The 14,290-nt window shown below is 63.8% G+C and carries 20 protein-coding genes and 1 pseudogene; 17 read left to right on the top strand and 4 right to left on the bottom strand.

The window, feature by feature from the left end; genetic code table 11:
• Positions 1–100: 100 nt before the first annotated feature.
• The 5 genes from LA521A_RS08625 to LA521A_RS08645 all read left to right on the top strand — a co-directional run bounded on the left by LA521A_RS08625 (position 101) and on the right by LA521A_RS08645 (position 2,602).
• Positions 101–475, top strand: a complete 375-nt coding sequence (locus LA521A_RS08625) for a DUF7674 family protein (RefSeq protein WP_281781886.1) — start codon at positions 101–103, stop codon at positions 473–475.
• Between the two features lie 97 nt (positions 476–572).
• Positions 573–926, top strand: a complete 354-nt coding sequence (locus LA521A_RS08630; protein ID WP_281781887.1) for a hypothetical protein — start codon at positions 573–575, stop codon at positions 924–926.
• Positions 927–1,169: 243 nt separating this feature from the next.
• Positions 1,170–1,535: an ArsR/SmtB family transcription factor gene (locus tag LA521A_RS08635; protein ID WP_281781888.1), complete on the top strand. Its 366-nt coding sequence runs from the start codon at positions 1,170–1,172 to the stop codon at positions 1,533–1,535.
• A complete protein-coding gene (locus LA521A_RS08640; protein WP_281781889.1) occupies positions 1,486–2,007 on the top strand; it encodes an SRPBCC family protein in 522 nt (173 codons plus the stop codon). The genes LA521A_RS08635 and LA521A_RS08640 overlap by 50 nt, the downstream gene beginning before the upstream one ends.
• A 154-nt stretch (positions 2,008–2,161) precedes the next feature.
• Positions 2,162–2,602, top strand: a complete 441-nt coding sequence (locus LA521A_RS08645) for an energy transducer TonB (protein ID WP_281781890.1) — start codon at positions 2,162–2,164, stop codon at positions 2,600–2,602.
• 21 nt (positions 2,603–2,623) lie between these two features.
• Here LA521A_RS08645 and LA521A_RS08650 read toward each other — a convergent pair whose 3' ends face one another.
• Positions 2,624–3,544, bottom strand: a complete 921-nt coding sequence (locus LA521A_RS08650) for a TolB family protein (protein ID WP_281781891.1) — start codon at positions 3,542–3,544, stop codon at positions 2,624–2,626.
• A gap of 208 nt (positions 3,545–3,752) precedes the next feature.
• Between LA521A_RS08650 and LA521A_RS18995 the strand changes: the two are divergent.
• The 12 genes and pseudogenes from LA521A_RS18995 to LA521A_RS08710 all read left to right on the top strand — a co-directional run.
• Positions 3,753–4,202 (top strand): annotated as a pseudogene (locus LA521A_RS18995) (alpha/beta hydrolase family protein); the annotation flags it as partial.
• A gap of 190 nt (positions 4,203–4,392) precedes the next feature.
• Positions 4,393–4,737 (top strand): alpha/beta fold hydrolase, encoded by a 345-nt coding sequence (locus LA521A_RS08660; protein ID WP_281781893.1) that lies wholly within the window; start codon positions 4,393–4,395, stop codon positions 4,735–4,737.
• A 786-nt stretch (positions 4,738–5,523) separates the two neighbouring features.
• Positions 5,524–6,363, top strand: coding sequence for a hypothetical protein (locus LA521A_RS08665; RefSeq protein ID WP_281781894.1), 840 nt, complete (start codon positions 5,524–5,526; stop codon positions 6,361–6,363).
• Between the two features lie 193 nt (positions 6,364–6,556).
• Entirely contained in the window at positions 6,557–7,117 is a 561-nt protein-coding gene (locus LA521A_RS08670) for a hypothetical protein (RefSeq protein ID WP_281781895.1), read from the top strand.
• A 605-nt stretch (positions 7,118–7,722) separates the two neighbouring features.
• Positions 7,723–8,070: a hypothetical protein gene (locus LA521A_RS08675; protein WP_281781896.1), complete on the top strand. Its 348-nt coding sequence runs from the start codon at positions 7,723–7,725 to the stop codon at positions 8,068–8,070.
• Between the two features lie 656 nt (positions 8,071–8,726).
• A complete protein-coding gene (locus tag LA521A_RS08680; protein ID WP_281781897.1) occupies positions 8,727–8,939 on the top strand; it encodes a hypothetical protein in 213 nt (70 codons plus the stop codon).
• A gap of 102 nt (positions 8,940–9,041) precedes the next feature.
• Complete coding sequence (locus LA521A_RS08685) at positions 9,042–9,431, top strand: hypothetical protein (RefSeq protein ID WP_281781898.1); 390 nt, start codon at positions 9,042–9,044, stop codon at positions 9,429–9,431.
• Positions 9,432–9,560: 129 nt separating this feature from the next.
• A complete protein-coding gene (locus LA521A_RS08690; RefSeq protein ID WP_281781899.1) occupies positions 9,561–9,893 on the top strand; it encodes a DUF7957 family protein in 333 nt (110 codons plus the stop codon).
• 108 nt (positions 9,894–10,001) lie between these two features.
• Positions 10,002–10,454 carry a DUF6714 family protein gene (locus tag LA521A_RS08695; RefSeq protein WP_281781900.1) on the top strand — a complete coding sequence of 151 codons (453 nt, stop codon included), beginning with the start codon at positions 10,002–10,004 and terminating at the stop codon, positions 10,452–10,454.
• 110 nt (positions 10,455–10,564) lie between these two features.
• Positions 10,565–11,026, top strand: a complete 462-nt coding sequence (locus tag LA521A_RS08700; RefSeq protein WP_281781901.1) for a DUF695 domain-containing protein — start codon at positions 10,565–10,567, stop codon at positions 11,024–11,026.
• A gap of 172 nt (positions 11,027–11,198) precedes the next feature.
• Complete coding sequence (locus LA521A_RS08705) at positions 11,199–11,516, top strand: TolB-like translocation protein (RefSeq protein WP_281781902.1); 318 nt, start codon at positions 11,199–11,201, stop codon at positions 11,514–11,516.
• Between the two features lie 127 nt (positions 11,517–11,643).
• Positions 11,644–11,949 (top strand): hypothetical protein, encoded by a 306-nt coding sequence (locus tag LA521A_RS08710; protein ID WP_281781903.1) that lies wholly within the window; start codon positions 11,644–11,646, stop codon positions 11,947–11,949.
• Positions 11,950–12,062: 113 nt separating this feature from the next.
• On the opposite strand, the gene LA521A_RS08715 is transcribed toward LA521A_RS08710, so the two are convergent.
• From LA521A_RS08715 to LA521A_RS08725, 3 genes are all read right to left on the bottom strand, one after another.
• Entirely contained in the window at positions 12,063–12,380 is a 318-nt protein-coding gene (locus LA521A_RS08715; RefSeq protein WP_281781904.1) for a hypothetical protein, read from the bottom strand.
• A gap of 19 nt (positions 12,381–12,399) precedes the next feature.
• Positions 12,400–12,864 (bottom strand): Hsp20/alpha crystallin family protein, encoded by a 465-nt coding sequence (locus LA521A_RS08720; protein WP_425494590.1) that lies wholly within the window; start codon positions 12,862–12,864, stop codon positions 12,400–12,402.
• 169 nt (positions 12,865–13,033) lie between these two features.
• Positions 13,034–14,284, bottom strand: coding sequence for a threonine synthase (locus LA521A_RS08725; protein ID WP_281781906.1), 1,251 nt, complete (start codon positions 14,282–14,284; stop codon positions 13,034–13,036).
• Positions 14,285–14,290 lie beyond the last annotated feature (6 nt).

The following is a 14,290-nucleotide window of genomic DNA, read 5'->3' on the forward strand; positions in this document are numbered from 1 at the left end:
AGACCGCATACCGATCGGTGGATCGGAGAAAGCGGACATGGCGTAGATGCTAATGTCCGCTTTGGACCCAAAGCGGACATCGCGCATCGGACGGCTTCACATGGACGACGAACAGGCCATGCGTGAGCTAGCGGCCAGGCTTCGCGGTCGCTTTCCGGATGAGGCAGCACAGACGGATAGTCTGTTCGCGGAACGCGGATCGGTCGCGCATTCCGAGTACGACTGGATCGAAGCGTTTGCGGGCCGAGTCGCCGATGCAGTGAGGGAGAGCCGCAGCGCGAACGTCGGGGAGCTGACGGGGTTCTTTGCGAAGCAGTACCGAGACGGCCCCTTAGCCGTCCAGCGCATCGTGGATGTCGCCCTCGCCGAGAACATCCTTCTCGGCCTTGACGATCAGGCGAAAGCTTGGGCATGGCCGCACATTGCGATCGAGATCCGGCATCTGTACGCCGCCACGTGGGGTGTGCCTCACTGATGTCCGCTTCTGGCCCGAAAGCGGACCTCGTCGAACTCTGGTTCCGGTTGACAGGTCGGTCTATGCTCAGCGCGGTCATCAAGGAAGGGGATGCGTGATGCTCAGGGTATTGCTTGCTCTTGCAATCGCAGTGGCAGCCGGCTGTGCGAGCGTGAAGTCGGGTCCGGAGGTCGTGCGGATCGATGCGACGAGCGTCGAGACAGCGGAGGCTTCGTATCAGGCCATGATGGTCGGGCGCAGCGTGGCGCAGCAGCAGCGGTTGGCGCTGGCGGTGCTGATGCTCAACCTGGAAGGGGCCAAGAGCGCGAACGAAGTCGGGAGCGATCCGGGCAGCGTTGGCCCGATCAGGAACAAGGTGGCCGGTCTGTCAGCGGACGAAATCATCGCATTGGCGGCCAGAGTGAAAGAGCCCCGTGTCGAGGCCATCGAGTTCGTGCCTGCTGGCCGTTAGCCAGAACGTTCTGCCGCGCGCCGGGTGTGCTCGCGGACAACGCTCATTTCAGGCGATCGCCGGGCAGTCGGCGGCGAAGCGGACTGCGGAGGTCGGTGGTTGTAGCGATGGCCTACCGGTGATCGAGCCGGCAAATCAGATCGTCCGGACGTGCTGACGTCCGCGCCAAGCCGATAACCGGCTGCGCAGGAGGGCGCACGCGCCTCTTGCATTTGCGCCGCCGATCGTTTCATACTGAACCACATGGTTCAGCATTCGGCCGCACGCTTCAACGCCTCCTTCGCCGCCCTCGCGGACGTCACGCGTCGTGGCGTGCTCGACCGGCTCGCGCGTGGCGATGCCTCCATCACCGAGCTTGCCGACCGGTTCGAGATGACCCTCACGGGCATGAAGAAGCATGTCGACGTGCTGGAACTGGCGGGGCTGGTGACCACCGAGAAGGTCGGCCGCGTGCGCACCTGCCGCATCGGCCCGTGCCGCCTGGAGGAGGAGATGGCGTGGATCGCGCGCTACCGCCAGGTGTGGGACGCGCGCTTCGAAGCGCTGGACGGCGTCATCGATGAACTCAAACGAGAGGAGAAGGGTCGTGGTCGCAAAAAGCGAAAGTGAATCCCGGCGCACGCAGGTGCGGATCGCCTCCGAACGCGAGGTCATCGTCACGCGCACGTTCGACGCGCCCGCGCGGCTCGTGTTCCGGGCGTGGGCCGAGCCCGAATTGTTCAGGAAGTGGTGGGTGCCCCGATCGATGGGCATGACGCTTCGCTCGTGCGAGATGGACGTGCGAACCGGCGGCAAATACCGCCTGGAATTCGGCGACGATCCTGCCAACCCGATGGCGTTCTTCGGCACGTACCTCGACGTGGTTCCTGGCAAGCGCATCGTCTGGACGAACGAGGAAAGTGGCGAGGCGGCCTCGGTCACCACCGTGACGCTGGAAGAGCGCGACGGCAAAACGTTGCTCGTCATGAGCGAGGTGTATCCCACCCGCGAAGCGTTCGACGCGGCCGGCACCGGCGCGCAGGAAGCGACGGTCGAAACGTTCGAACAACTCGACGAACTGCTGGCCGAACTGGCGGCGTAGTGGCCCGCACCGAGCGTCGTCCTGATGGGTGGGCGTCGCCCACGCATCGGCACGACGCGACGGCCCATGCTCGATGCCGCGCCACGTGTCGCGGCTGACCAGTTCGAGTGACAATTCGCGCTTCGGGGAAGCGCGTTGGCGCATGGGGAATTGCATGAAGCACTGCATCAGGGTGTCGACGGCGGCCGTTCTGGCGCTGTCGCTCACCGCTTGCGCGACATTGGAGACGGACGCGGGGGCGTCGGTTTCCGCCCGTGCCTACAACCAGGGAATGGCCACGCAGGGCGCCGATTATTATTGCGGTGCCGGCCACTGCGACCAGCCCCCCAGGCTCGTGAGCGCGGTTGCGCCGACGTATCCGACGGCCGCGCTGAGGGCCGAACGCACCGGGCAGGCCTCCGTGGTGTTCTACATCGACGAGGACGGTGCGGTGTCGGACGCGACGCTCGAATCGGCCACGTCCCCAGACTTCGGGCAGGCCGCACTGCCGGCCGTTCGTTCCTGGAAATACCGACCTGCCACCCGCGCCGGAACGCCGGTCAGGGTCGGTCCGATGCGTCAGATCATTCCGTTCGAGCTGGAGAAGGACGGCTGACGGAACACGGCGCCGTTGCCGCTATCTAGTGCCCGAACCGCACCGCGGCGGCCACGCCATGTCCGCGTCCGGTGCCAGATCGACGACGAACCATTCGCCGGAACGTTCCGCGCCGTCGGCCTGCGAAAACAGCAGGCGACGGCCATCTGGCGACAGCAGCGGGCCCACCTGGAAGACGTCCGTGCGCGCCGGTACGCGGCCGCGTTCGCGCCACGTCGTGCCGCGGCGATCGTAGACGTACAGGTGCGACGTGGTCCCGCGATTGGCCACCGTGACCAGCACGCGTCCGTCGCGCGACAGCTCGGCCTCGTACTCGTTGGCGGGCGTGCTGACGGGGGCGCCGACGTTCTCGACGTTCCACTTTCCGCCTGCGCCGGGCGTTGCCAGATAGATATCGCCCTGGCCCATCCCGCCTTCGCGGCTTGAACCGAACAGCAGGCGGCCATCGGGCTGAGGGCGCGGAAGCAGTTGCGATGCCGCGGAGTTGACCGGCTCGGGCAGGCGTTCGGGTTCGCCCCAGCGGCCGTCGCCGTAGCCGTCGCGTTGCACGCGCCAGATGTCGAGTCGCTCGCCGGCGGGATCGGCGCGCGCCGACACGTAGTAGAGCCAGCGCCCATCCGTGGACAGCGCGGGATCGGCTTCCGACACGTCCGGCATGGCGAAGGAAGGCGCCACCGGCGGCGTCCATCGTCCATCGACGCAACGCGACGTAAGCAGCCGGTATCGCCGATAACCCGCGTCGGCGCGGAAGAAGAACACTTCGCGACCGTCGTTCGAGAACGTCGGCGAGGACTCGTAATCGCCGCTCGAGAACGCGTCGGGCGTCATGCGTACGGGCGCCGCGACGTCGAGCACCTCGGCGCGGCAGTCCGGCGCGATCCACGACAGGAGCAGGCATGCACACAGGGGCACCGTCGTGCGCGAAACGGCATGGAAGGGCATTCGCGTGTCCTCGTCATCGCGGGCGAGGCCCTTATATCGCCTCGCGCGCGCGGCCAGAAGTGCCGGTCGCGCATTGGCTCCTTCGCGCCCCGGAATGGCACTGGGTCGTCACGCATCGGCCTTGGTACGCTCGCGTCCCATGTTCGCCACCGACCCGGGGTGCCTCATGCGCTGGTTGTGTTTCGTCGTACTCGCGATGTTGCTGTCGATGTTGCCGCAGGCCTCCGCGCAACCGCGCTCATGCGATGCGCTCGCATGCGCCGAAGAGGTGGCCTTCGGCAACGGTGACGTGCGCCTGTCCGGAACGCTCCATCGGCCGGCGAACGGGAAGATCAACTCGGTCCTGATCGCGGTGCACGGTGCATCCGGTGGCGAGCGATCCACGGCGATCTTCCAGCGCCTGCACGAAAGCCTGCCGCGCCTGGGCATCGCCGTGCTGGTGTTCGATCGACGCGGTACCGGGCGCTCCATGGGCAATCTGAAAGACGCTGACTACACCGCACTCGCCGACGACGCCATCGCCGCGCGACGTTGGCTTGCGAGCGACCCGGGGCTGCGCGATGCGCCGGTCGGCTACTGGGGTTACAGCCAGGGCGGGTGGATCGCGATGATCGCCGGTTCGCGCGATCCGGACGCCGCGTTCGTCGTCTCGGTCTCGGCGCCGCTGGTCTCGCCGGACCTGCAGATGATCGAGGCCACGCGCAACATCCTGCGCATCCGCGGCGTCAGCGATGCCGACATCGCGATCGCCATCCAGGCGCGCGAGGCGGTCGACGCGCACCTGCGCGGGACGATGGCAGGCAAAGCTCGATCTCGCCCGCTCCAAGCCGTGGTTTCCTCTCATCTACATGAGCGGCGCGCTGGGCGATCCGAAGACGTCGCGCTGGCTCAAGGAGATCTCGTACGACCCGCTCGACGCGCTGTCCAAGGTCGACGTGCCCACGCTGCTGGTGTTCGGCGAAAAAGACGTATGGATTCCGGTCCGGACATCGGTGGAGCGGGCGAGGGCGCTCGATCGCAAGACACTGCAGGTGGTTTCGATCGAAGACGCCGATCACGCCATGATGGAATCGTTGACGCCGCAGCAGCAGATCGACCCGGCGATGAGCAAGCAATTCCGTCCGGAATCGGCAGAGTATTTCGTCGCGCTGGGCAGCTGGCTTACTGCGGGCGGGTTCGGTCGGATGCACTAAGGCGGCAGTGCTTGCCTGCATGCGATCTGGTTCCGAAGCGCAGTGAGTATGCCCGCGGACACGTCGCCACGAGCCGTCGGCGTGTTGCTCCGCGCGCGCTCACGCGTCCGCGACACGCGCGGCACGCTTCGCGCCGCTTCGGTCAGCTCGCGACAAGCAAGCGAACTTTCGCGCGTCGCGCTGGTGCGTGTGGACACGCGACTGTCGCTAGCCGCTTGAGTGCGGCCTGCAGTTCGTCCGCGCAGCATTGCCGCGACCGCGCGATGGAGCGCGTGGTTCCGATCAGCACTGCAAGCTCGCAGCGTAAGGATCTGGATTCGCTGAGCGCCAGTTCGTAGCGCGCAAGCAGGTCGTTGGAGCACGAATCCGCACGCTCCGTGCGCGGGGCAGGAAGAAAGCTGGCCATCGGCGGTCCTCGAGCGGGCCGCACGAAGGACCCAGGGCTGCGGGGAGGAATCCGCTGTGTGCATCCGTTATAGGCGCCGGCGGGTGAGGGTAGCGAGACGATCCGCGCTGTGCCTGCTTGTGAAGGGTGCGATGGTTGGACGGACGATGCGCTCGGCGTGCTTGCTGTTACCGGAGTCCGGAAGAGGGTGTTTCCAAACGTCCATCAACCGGCGATCGCAGGATAAGCGGAAAAAGTGGTCCGCGTCGCAAGCATCGTCCTCCTCTCCAGAGGCACGATCGGCGTGGCGACAGGTGGCTTTGACACCTGGTCGGAAAGCGCCCAAGAATGGCCCCGCGGCACCGCCGGTGCTCGTGAGGAAAGGACACTTCGGAGGGGACATGCGCAAGGCGATCTGGATCGCGGCCGTGGCGGTCGCGGTGGTGGGCAGTGGTGCGTTTGCGATGGCAAACCGCGTGCAGCGACATCCGGGACCATCGGTCGGAGAGCGCTTCGGCGAGATGGTCGATGCTTCGCGGCCTACGGGCCCTGCGCAGGCCAGGTTCGAAGCGAAGCTGGCGGCACAGACCGCACGCGAACTCGATGTGGGCGACCCCGAATCGTTCGGCCGGCCCGTGCGATGGATGGGGTTCGTGTCGACCCCTGGCATCAATGTGCGCGACAGTTGCGAACCACGACCGGACGAAACGCCGTCGCTGTGCATGGAATCGAGTACCGGCGAGGAATACCGTGAGGCCGAATTCCGCGACCTCGCGCAGATCACGTTGCCCGCACGCAGCGCGCACTCGCTGCTGTGCCATTGGCTGACGCCATCGGTGTCCGGCATCCTGCAGAACGCCTCGGGTCGAGACAACGGACAGGCGGAACTGGTCGCCATGCCGTCGATCACAATCGAGAACGAAGTGCTCGACGATCCGACCATCGTCGACCCCGTCACCGGCCTGCCATACAACGGCCGGATGGAGGTGTACGCCAACAGCTCCATGATTTCCGCGCCGCTCGATACGGGCGAGCAGAGTTACCAGCGTGCGTCGTCGACGCGCACCTGCATCAGCGGCTACCTCAACCAGCGCGAACTGGTGTCTTCCTGGGGATTGACGGACGCCCAGGCCCGCGAGTTCTTCCGCAAGCCCATGACGCTGCGCCTGCACATCCTGGTCGCCGCGAGGATGGTCCTCGACGGCCAGGTGGCCGTGTCGGTTCGCTTCGTCGGCGATTGATGCGGCATGCACGACGCGAGGTGGCGGGGTTCGTCCTGCCGCCTTGGGTGATGGTTCGGCGGGCGTGGCTCTGGCGTGCGGCGCATCTGCACTGGAAAGCGTCGCGTCCTCGTACGGAGTCCGTTCCGGTCGCCAGACTGTCGCGGGGCGGGATGTTAATGTCCGCTTTCGACCCAAAGCGGACATTGGTGCCATGCAGAAGATCCTGATTGGCGCGCTGGGTGTCCTTGGGGGCCTGGCGATTGCCGCGGCCGTGCTTTTCCTGCCGTTTCGTCAGCGCCCCGCGTCGCAGGTGCCCCAAGGGTTCGACCTGTCGAAAACGAAGCCTGCTTTTTCTGTCGCGTCCTTCGGAGGAACGTTGCTTGGGTTCGACGAAGGGGAATGGGGCGGGAGCCTTTCATTTCGAGATGCCAAGGGAATTGTCACAGAGGTGATTCCTGACAACGTGCGCGCCATCATTCCGCATGGTCCGGACGTGCTGGTTTTCACCGGATTGAGTCACCTTCGCGAGAATCACGGCGCGATCTATCTCCTGCGTCGGGACGCGACGCGTCAGTTCACCGTGACCCAGTTGCACGCGCTGGACGGGGCGCCCGATGCAATCGAGGCGGATGTGGCCGCCGGCACGGTCGAGTTCAATGTTTTCAGCGGGATGGATGATCGTCGCGGCGAGTGGATTTTTCTATGTCGCCGACTGAAGCGGGATTTTCAACTCGAAGCTTTGACAACCTGCAAGGTGCGCGACCGCGCATGACTGGCGAAGGATTCCTCCAAATGTCTCCTCCTGGCCGAAAGCGGACGTTAGGGCAGGGCAACATGCGAGGGCGGTCCTGATGTCCGCTTTCGACCCAAAGCGGACATTCGAAAATTGGGACGCGCATTGCTGGGGGGATGATGCAGGTTGTGGCATTGCGTGGACGGATCGATCGATTCTGGTTTGTCGCCGGTTTGGCATTGGCTGCCTGGTGGGGCATCTGCCTAAGTTCGGGTGAGACCTATCATCCTGGGCGCTACGGTCGTCCCGGTGCCTGGCTCACCCTCATAAGTGATCCAGAAGGCTACTGGAGGACGATGAATGTCTGGATCGGGCTCTCCGGGTGGTTCTTCGTTCTCAGTGTTTTTCACTCTCCGCTACTGAGTCAGTGGCGCGAACGCACAGACCTTCGCATGGAGCGGGAACGGGCACGTCCAATCAGAAGGTCGATCCTTTGGAAGTTGGTCTTCTACGTTTTCGTTCCGGTTGGTCTTGTACTGGGGCTGTTTATCCTCGCGATTCGCGCCAGTGGCTGACCCCGCTGGAATGTCCGCTCTTGGCCGTTAGCGGACGCTCGACCCGGCGTGGCCGACGAGGCAATGCTAATGTCCGCTTCCGACCCAAAGCGGACATTCATGTCCCCGGTGGCGCCAACAGATTGGAGTCCTATGGAGTCGGAGCAAGTGGCGATTTCTGAGAACGAAGCCATCACGATCGCCAAGGAGTTCGTTCGGGCGAGTCGTCCCGCAGATGCATGGCCTACGGTTATCGAGCCACACAACGTCCGCTTGGATCGTGGCGGATTCCCCACTGATGTTCTTGGGCTTGGCGAGGAGTACTGGTCCATGATCTTCGATCTGGATGTGCCGGACGACTTGGTTCTTACGCCAGACTTCTGCATCGTGCTTGTTGATGCCAAGACCGGAAGCCCCGCCTGGTTTCCAGTTATGTAGGGCGATCGATCTGACCGCTTCTGGCCGATAGCGGACATTCGGCCGGGACGGCTGGCAGCCGGGCTGCTATGTCCGCTTCCGACCCAAAGCGGACGATATGCGCTTTGAGTTTGTGTGGTCGCGAGGGCGCTGCCTACGAGATGGGGAGGGGTATGTACCGCACGTTGCTAGTAGTTGCTTTACTTGTCGCCGCGTCTAATGCACTGGGCTCGGAATCGATGTGTGACCGAATCGATCCGGCCATGCGCTTCATCGGCCCGGATATCTCACCTGCGGAGCTGGAGCAGATCGGGCGCGACCTTGCTGCATCCAATCCTGCCGCTCCCCAAGTTCCATTCGCGTCCGCCAACAAGAATTGGCACTGGCTGCGAGCGCAGTTTCGAGAGGGAGACCGCATCGTCGCATTCGAGAGTCCTCCCGGCCACGACGGACTGCCATTCGCATGGGGATACGCCCTACTCAGAGGGGAATGTGTCGTCGGCTTGCTTACTACCCGGCGAGCTTGAGCGTCCGCTTCTGGCCGATAGCGGACATTCGGCCGGGACGGCCGGTAGCCGGGCTGCTAATGTCCGCTTTCGACCCATAGCGGTCATTCATCAATTCCTAGATCCCGGTACGAGGTGGGTGCGGCTGTGAAGTCAGATATCGGATCCCGCGTGAAGTTGACCCAGCATCTGGCCACTGCGATTGGTTGGCTCTCGCTGTTCATGTACTCCGTGTACGTGCTCGTCGAAAAGTTGGTAGGGCCAGAGCAGGCGAATCCATTTCATGTGATCGCGCCAGTGGCATTGCTGCTTGTCTCGATTCGGGCATGGCGCCGCTATCTGCACATCAGGTCCAACGGCCCCGTGCTCAATGGACATGCGTGAGAGCGGCGGACACGTCCGCTTCTGACCGATAGCGGACATTGGTGCCGGGCGGGCCGCTCGGGGAGTGCTAATGTCCGCTTTCGACCCAAAGCGGACATCTGTATGGCGGTCATTTACGTCTACGTTGACGGCTCCGATAACCACGCTGTCGAAACGCAGCTCCTAACGGAGTTCACCACGCTTGCTGATGAGTGGAGTGCGCTTGGTGCGAATGTCGTAAATGACAGAGACAACGGCACACCTGATCTCAGGGGTGAAGATCTTCCAGACTGGTTCATAGGTCTCAATATCCCTGCAGCCAGCTTAAGTCCTACGGCTGCACGGAGGCTCATTCACTTCATCAAGGGTCTGTCTGAGCAGACAGGCAGGGAGTTCGTCGTCGGGTTGGGCGCCCCTTCTGGAGTATCCGAGGATCTCTTTTTTCTCGGCAGGGACGCGGGAGACCAACAGCTCGCCCAACTTTTGAGCATTGCCGTCCCCCAAGAGCCTTGATGCGACTGTCCGCTCCTGGCCGATAGCGGACGCTGAGCCGGGACGGCCGGCACCCGGGCTGCTAATGTCCGCTTCCGACCCGAAGCGGACGTTTGCATCGCTTGCCTCCGCCCAATCGTTCGATTGCTCATGGTGACTATGGAACCCCATCAGATCGTTCATTCGCGTGGTTCGATTCAGGCGCTGCATCCAGTGCTCGAGAGCCGCGAGGTAGGTGATGTGGTTATCGTCATTTATGACTATATGTGCCTCCGGCAAAGCGAACCCGCCCGGAATCTCTACGCTTACTCGGCACAAACGGGCGAAGAACTTTGGTGTGCCGAGGAGGTTGGCGCTGGCGCCACTGACGCCTACGTCAACGTGATCAGTGAATCGCCGCTAGTTATCGGCAACTTCGCAGGGTTCGATTGCCAGTTGGATATTAAGACGGGCAAGGTCGTTGGGAAGACGTTCTCGCGATGAGTGCGCGAAGTCCGCTCCTGGCCGATAGCGGACGGTCGGGCGCGGCGGCGTCGAGCCGGCAATGCTAATGTCCGCTTTCGACCCAAAGCGGACATTCATTGAGGAAGCATGGAGACGTGCGCCGCGCAGATCGATCACGCGTTTCGCGATGTACCGAAGCGGCCTTCCATCACCCTGCGGGCAGGTAATGCGCTGGACGACTACGAGAACCCGCCTGACTTCGACCCTGCCGTTGACAGCGTTTCACCTGAGTATTTCGAAACGTACTTCTCGGGCATCTCGTACCTGGACCCGCAATCGTGGCTGTTCTACTTGCCGCACCTCCTTAAGCGCTCGCTGGCCTGCCGCGTTGATGGGCGCTCCAGTCTGGTCAATGCGTTTCTCTGGTCGTTACGTCCGCCAGACCGGAATCCGCCGCGTTTCGGTGTGCTCACGACAGAGCAGGAACGAGTAGTAGTTGCGGTACTGGACGAGCTTGCGTTCTCGTCGGAATCAATGTGGCGGGATGAAGCGATGACCGCGCTGGAAGAATACTGGGCGCCCGGGGCGACTTACAGGTGAACAGGGTTTCATCTCGACTGTCCGCTTTTCGCCGTTAGCGGACATCGGCACGCTCGGCAGCGCCCCGATCTTATAGGCTGGCCGATCACGACACCTGGACAGGTATGCGAATGGATTCACGCACCGAGCTCACTCCCGGCGTTCCAAGGCCGTGGCTTCTCAGCAATACGACGTACGAAGGCTATCCCACCTACTTCCGAAGGCCAGACATCAGGGTCTCCGAGTTCGAATCGCTCCGCCCGCGGTTTCCGGTCCTTCTCACCGTCACCCATCACTTAGGTGCGGTAAAGAGCAACGGATTGCCGGAATCGGAATACAACCTCTCCCTGATGGATCTGGATTCAGCGCTGCTCGAACCCTTCGAGGAGGAACTGCACGGACTAGTGGCAGTCGTGGAAACGTTCGCCGGCAAGCGCACCTACTACCTCTATGTCAGCGCGTCATTCGATCTTGACGAGTTCGAGCGTGCCATCACCTCTTGCCACGCGGACGTGCGCATGGCGTGGGAACGCGACGACGACCCGACTTGGCGCCTCTTTCGCGGCTACGCGAGGGACTTCCAGTTCCCGTGAGTCGCGCGCAATGTCCTTAAGCGGAGAAGGCTCACAGGGCCGCCTTCAGCCGTGAACGAACGACCGCTTCTGGCCGTTAGCGGACACTGAGGCCGGACGAGTCCGCTGAGGCGATGCTAATGTCCGCTTTCGACCCAAAGCGGTCATTCAAAGCCGGCCTGTGGGTGGAGCGATGCGTTTCAAGGCGACTGATCACAACCTCACGATCGACATGGACTCTGACGACCCGACTGAGTTGCTTCGGGGTGTCGCCGGTGCGCTCGTGCCTCGCTATGCCAGGAAGATCTACTTCCATTCGGATCAGCCGATTCGGACTGCCATTAACGGAGTGACCGTTGCCGTCGACGGTCAGGAACCAACGAACTTCCTCCGAAGCTTCAGAGTCATCCATAGGGGCAACACAATCACCGTCGTATCCAGCAACGACCGCCGCTTTAGCCAAGACCTATGGCGGCTGCTGGCGGAGGAGTTGCTCGCAACGATGGGCTAACGAGGCAGCAGCCTCTTGCATTTGCCCACGTCCGCTTGTGGCCGTTAGCGGACCTTCGGACGGGACGGCGGGCAGCGGGGCTGCTAATGTCCGCTTTCGACCCGAAGCAGGCATTTAAGGAAAAGCGATGGTGAGTTCCGATCCCTTCGCTGTGCTCCGTGAATATAGTGATGCTATATCCGACGCGGAAGCAGAGGCCGCCTTTTCCGACGGCGATCTGATCGGACGCGGGTACATGGATTTGTTTATGCGCGTCAAGGCGCTCGTTCAAGTCCGCCCTGATTGTGCTCAGTACCTTGATGAGCTCAGCGAGATGTTCAACGCCTATGTCGGGGACGCAGATACCGCCGCGGTCTACATCCTGAAAGTCATCAAGCAACACCACGCGAATCGCCGAGACGGTAGCGGCGCGTCGTCCGCTCCTGGCCGATAACGGTCGTTCGACAACAGCCTCGGCGGCGGCGTTACTTGATCAAAAAGGGGCGGAGGGGTTGCACTCCCTCCGCCACTCATACGTCCTTCGATTACGCGGGCCGGTGGAGCCTTTCATTCCTGCGGGCGTCGCATCGGGACGACGCTATCGTCGGCTACAGCACTCCTGTCGGCGTCGAGCCTGGGCAACGCCAAGTCGACGAGCTCGGCTGTCCAGTCTTCCGCGTGAATCCGGCAGAGTTCGGCCAGGTAGGCACTGTTTCGCTCGCGCACCGATACCGGCCCTGTTTCCGCGTCGGCCAGAACGCTCCGCCACGCGGCCAGCAGCGCGGACGCGTCCGGGTGCGTGGCAGCCAGCGCACGCAGTGCCAATCCCTGGACGTGGACCAGTGCCTGCAGGCTGCACATGGCTTCTTCGGTGTTTCTGTCCATGCGCGTCCTCCAGCCGGGCTCAGGAGTTGAGGACGGACCCGACCTGGATGCGGCGAGGCGTGGATTCGGGACGTTTGGGGATGCTGATGGTCAGCACGCCGTTGTGCCCGGACGCGGTGATGCCGTCCGGGTCGGCGCTGTCGGGCAGTGCGAAGCGGCGGTGGAAGACGCCGTGTCGGCGCTCGATGCGCGAGTACCGTTCGGTTTCGTGCACCTTCTCCTCGCGGCGTTCGCCCTTGATCGTCAGCAACCCCTTGTCCATCTGCACCTCGATGGCCTGCGGATCGACGCCAGGGATATCCGCGTACAGCAGGAAGCGGTCGGCTTCCTCCTTGATGTCCACGCGCGGTACCCACTGGCTGGTGACGACCGACGACTCGTCGGTGGTGTTCTGGAACAGACTCCCCTCGAAGAGGCGGTCGAAGATCTGCTTGACCGGATCCTTCATCGATCCCTGCGCGGGCCACTGGGGATTACGAACCATCTCGTTCATGGCTGGTCTCCAATTGGCAAGGGACGGTCACTCCGTCCGGCGATGGGAGTAGGTTCGCGCCGGCGATTTTCAAGACATGGAGACGATGGGCCCGACGGCGTTCAAAAACCATATGGCTACGTGGAGATGGCGTCGAGGCCTTGGATGAGGCTGGGCGCCGTCAAAGCAGGTGGCGCAGCGTCGGCAAGTACTTCTCGCTGGAGCCGGTGTTCACCGCGACGACCCGCTCGCCGCGCCGGACGAGGCCTCGGTCGAGCAACTGCGGCAGCGCCGCGAGGCAGGCTGCGCCTTCGGGCGAGATCCAGTCGTGCGTGCGGCGCCACGTCGCGGCGAGTTCGGATTCGATCCGCGCCTCTTCGACCGCGACCGCCGCGCCGCCGCTCCGCCGGATGATGTCCAGCACGCGGAAATGTCCGACGCCGCCGGGCACGTTGAGACCCACCGCGAGGGTCGTGCCCGCTTCGACGACGGTCGTGTCCGCCGCGCCCGCATCGAACGCACGCACGAGCGGCGCGGTTCGTGCGCTCTGCACGCACAGCATGCGCGGGCGTCGCGCATCGATCATGCCGAGCGCTTCGAGTTCGTCCCACGCCTTCCACATGCCGAGCACGCCGGTGCCGCCGCCGGTGGGGTAGATCACCGCATCGGGCAACGACCAGCGGGTTTCGCCGGGCAACGGCTCGGCGAGTTCCAGGGCGAGCGACTTCTTTCCCTCGATGCGCCAGCCTGGTTCCTGGAACGTCGCGACGGAAAACCAGCCATCGGGGATGTAGCGCTCCTTGAGGAACGCGCCGGCTTCGCGGATGGTCGGGCCGACCAGCTCGAGCGTCACCCGCTCGGGATGACGTCTGGCCGCCGCGGCGACGCCGCCGAGGATCGGCATGGGCGTGTCATCGGGCATCGCGACCACGACGCTCAGTCCGCCTTCCAGCGCGTAACGCACGAGCGAATCGCCCGCGTTGCCCTGCGTCGGCACGGCGAGCCGGGTCAGGCCCAGGCGTCGCGCCTGCGCGGCGACCATCGCCATGCCGCGATCCTTGAAACTCTGCGTCGGGTTCGCGCCGTAGCCGGGATGCGCCTTGCCTTCGTCCTTGAGCTGGAGCGCGAGGCCCGCCGTCGCCGCAACCGGATGCGTCGAGTAATCGAGCAGCGGCGTGGCGCCTTCGCCGAGCGGAACCAGATGCGCGGCGTCGACCGGATCGTCGGCATCCAGCGCCATCAACGCGCCGAAACGCCACAGGTCGCGGCGCTGCGGGCGATACCACGCCGCGTCCGGTTTTTCGTGCGCCAGCCGCTCCAGGTCGAGCACCATCTCGACCGGGCGACCGTCGACCGGATCCAGGTTCATCGGGGTGTCGGCGGAATACTCGACGCCGGAGGCGATACCGCGAACGCAGCGCACGTAGGACATGGGCGA

It is taken from the genome of Lysobacter auxotrophicus (genome assembly GCF_027924565.1).
GTDB lineage: Bacteria > Pseudomonadota > Gammaproteobacteria > Xanthomonadales > Xanthomonadaceae > Lysobacter_J > Lysobacter_J auxotrophicus.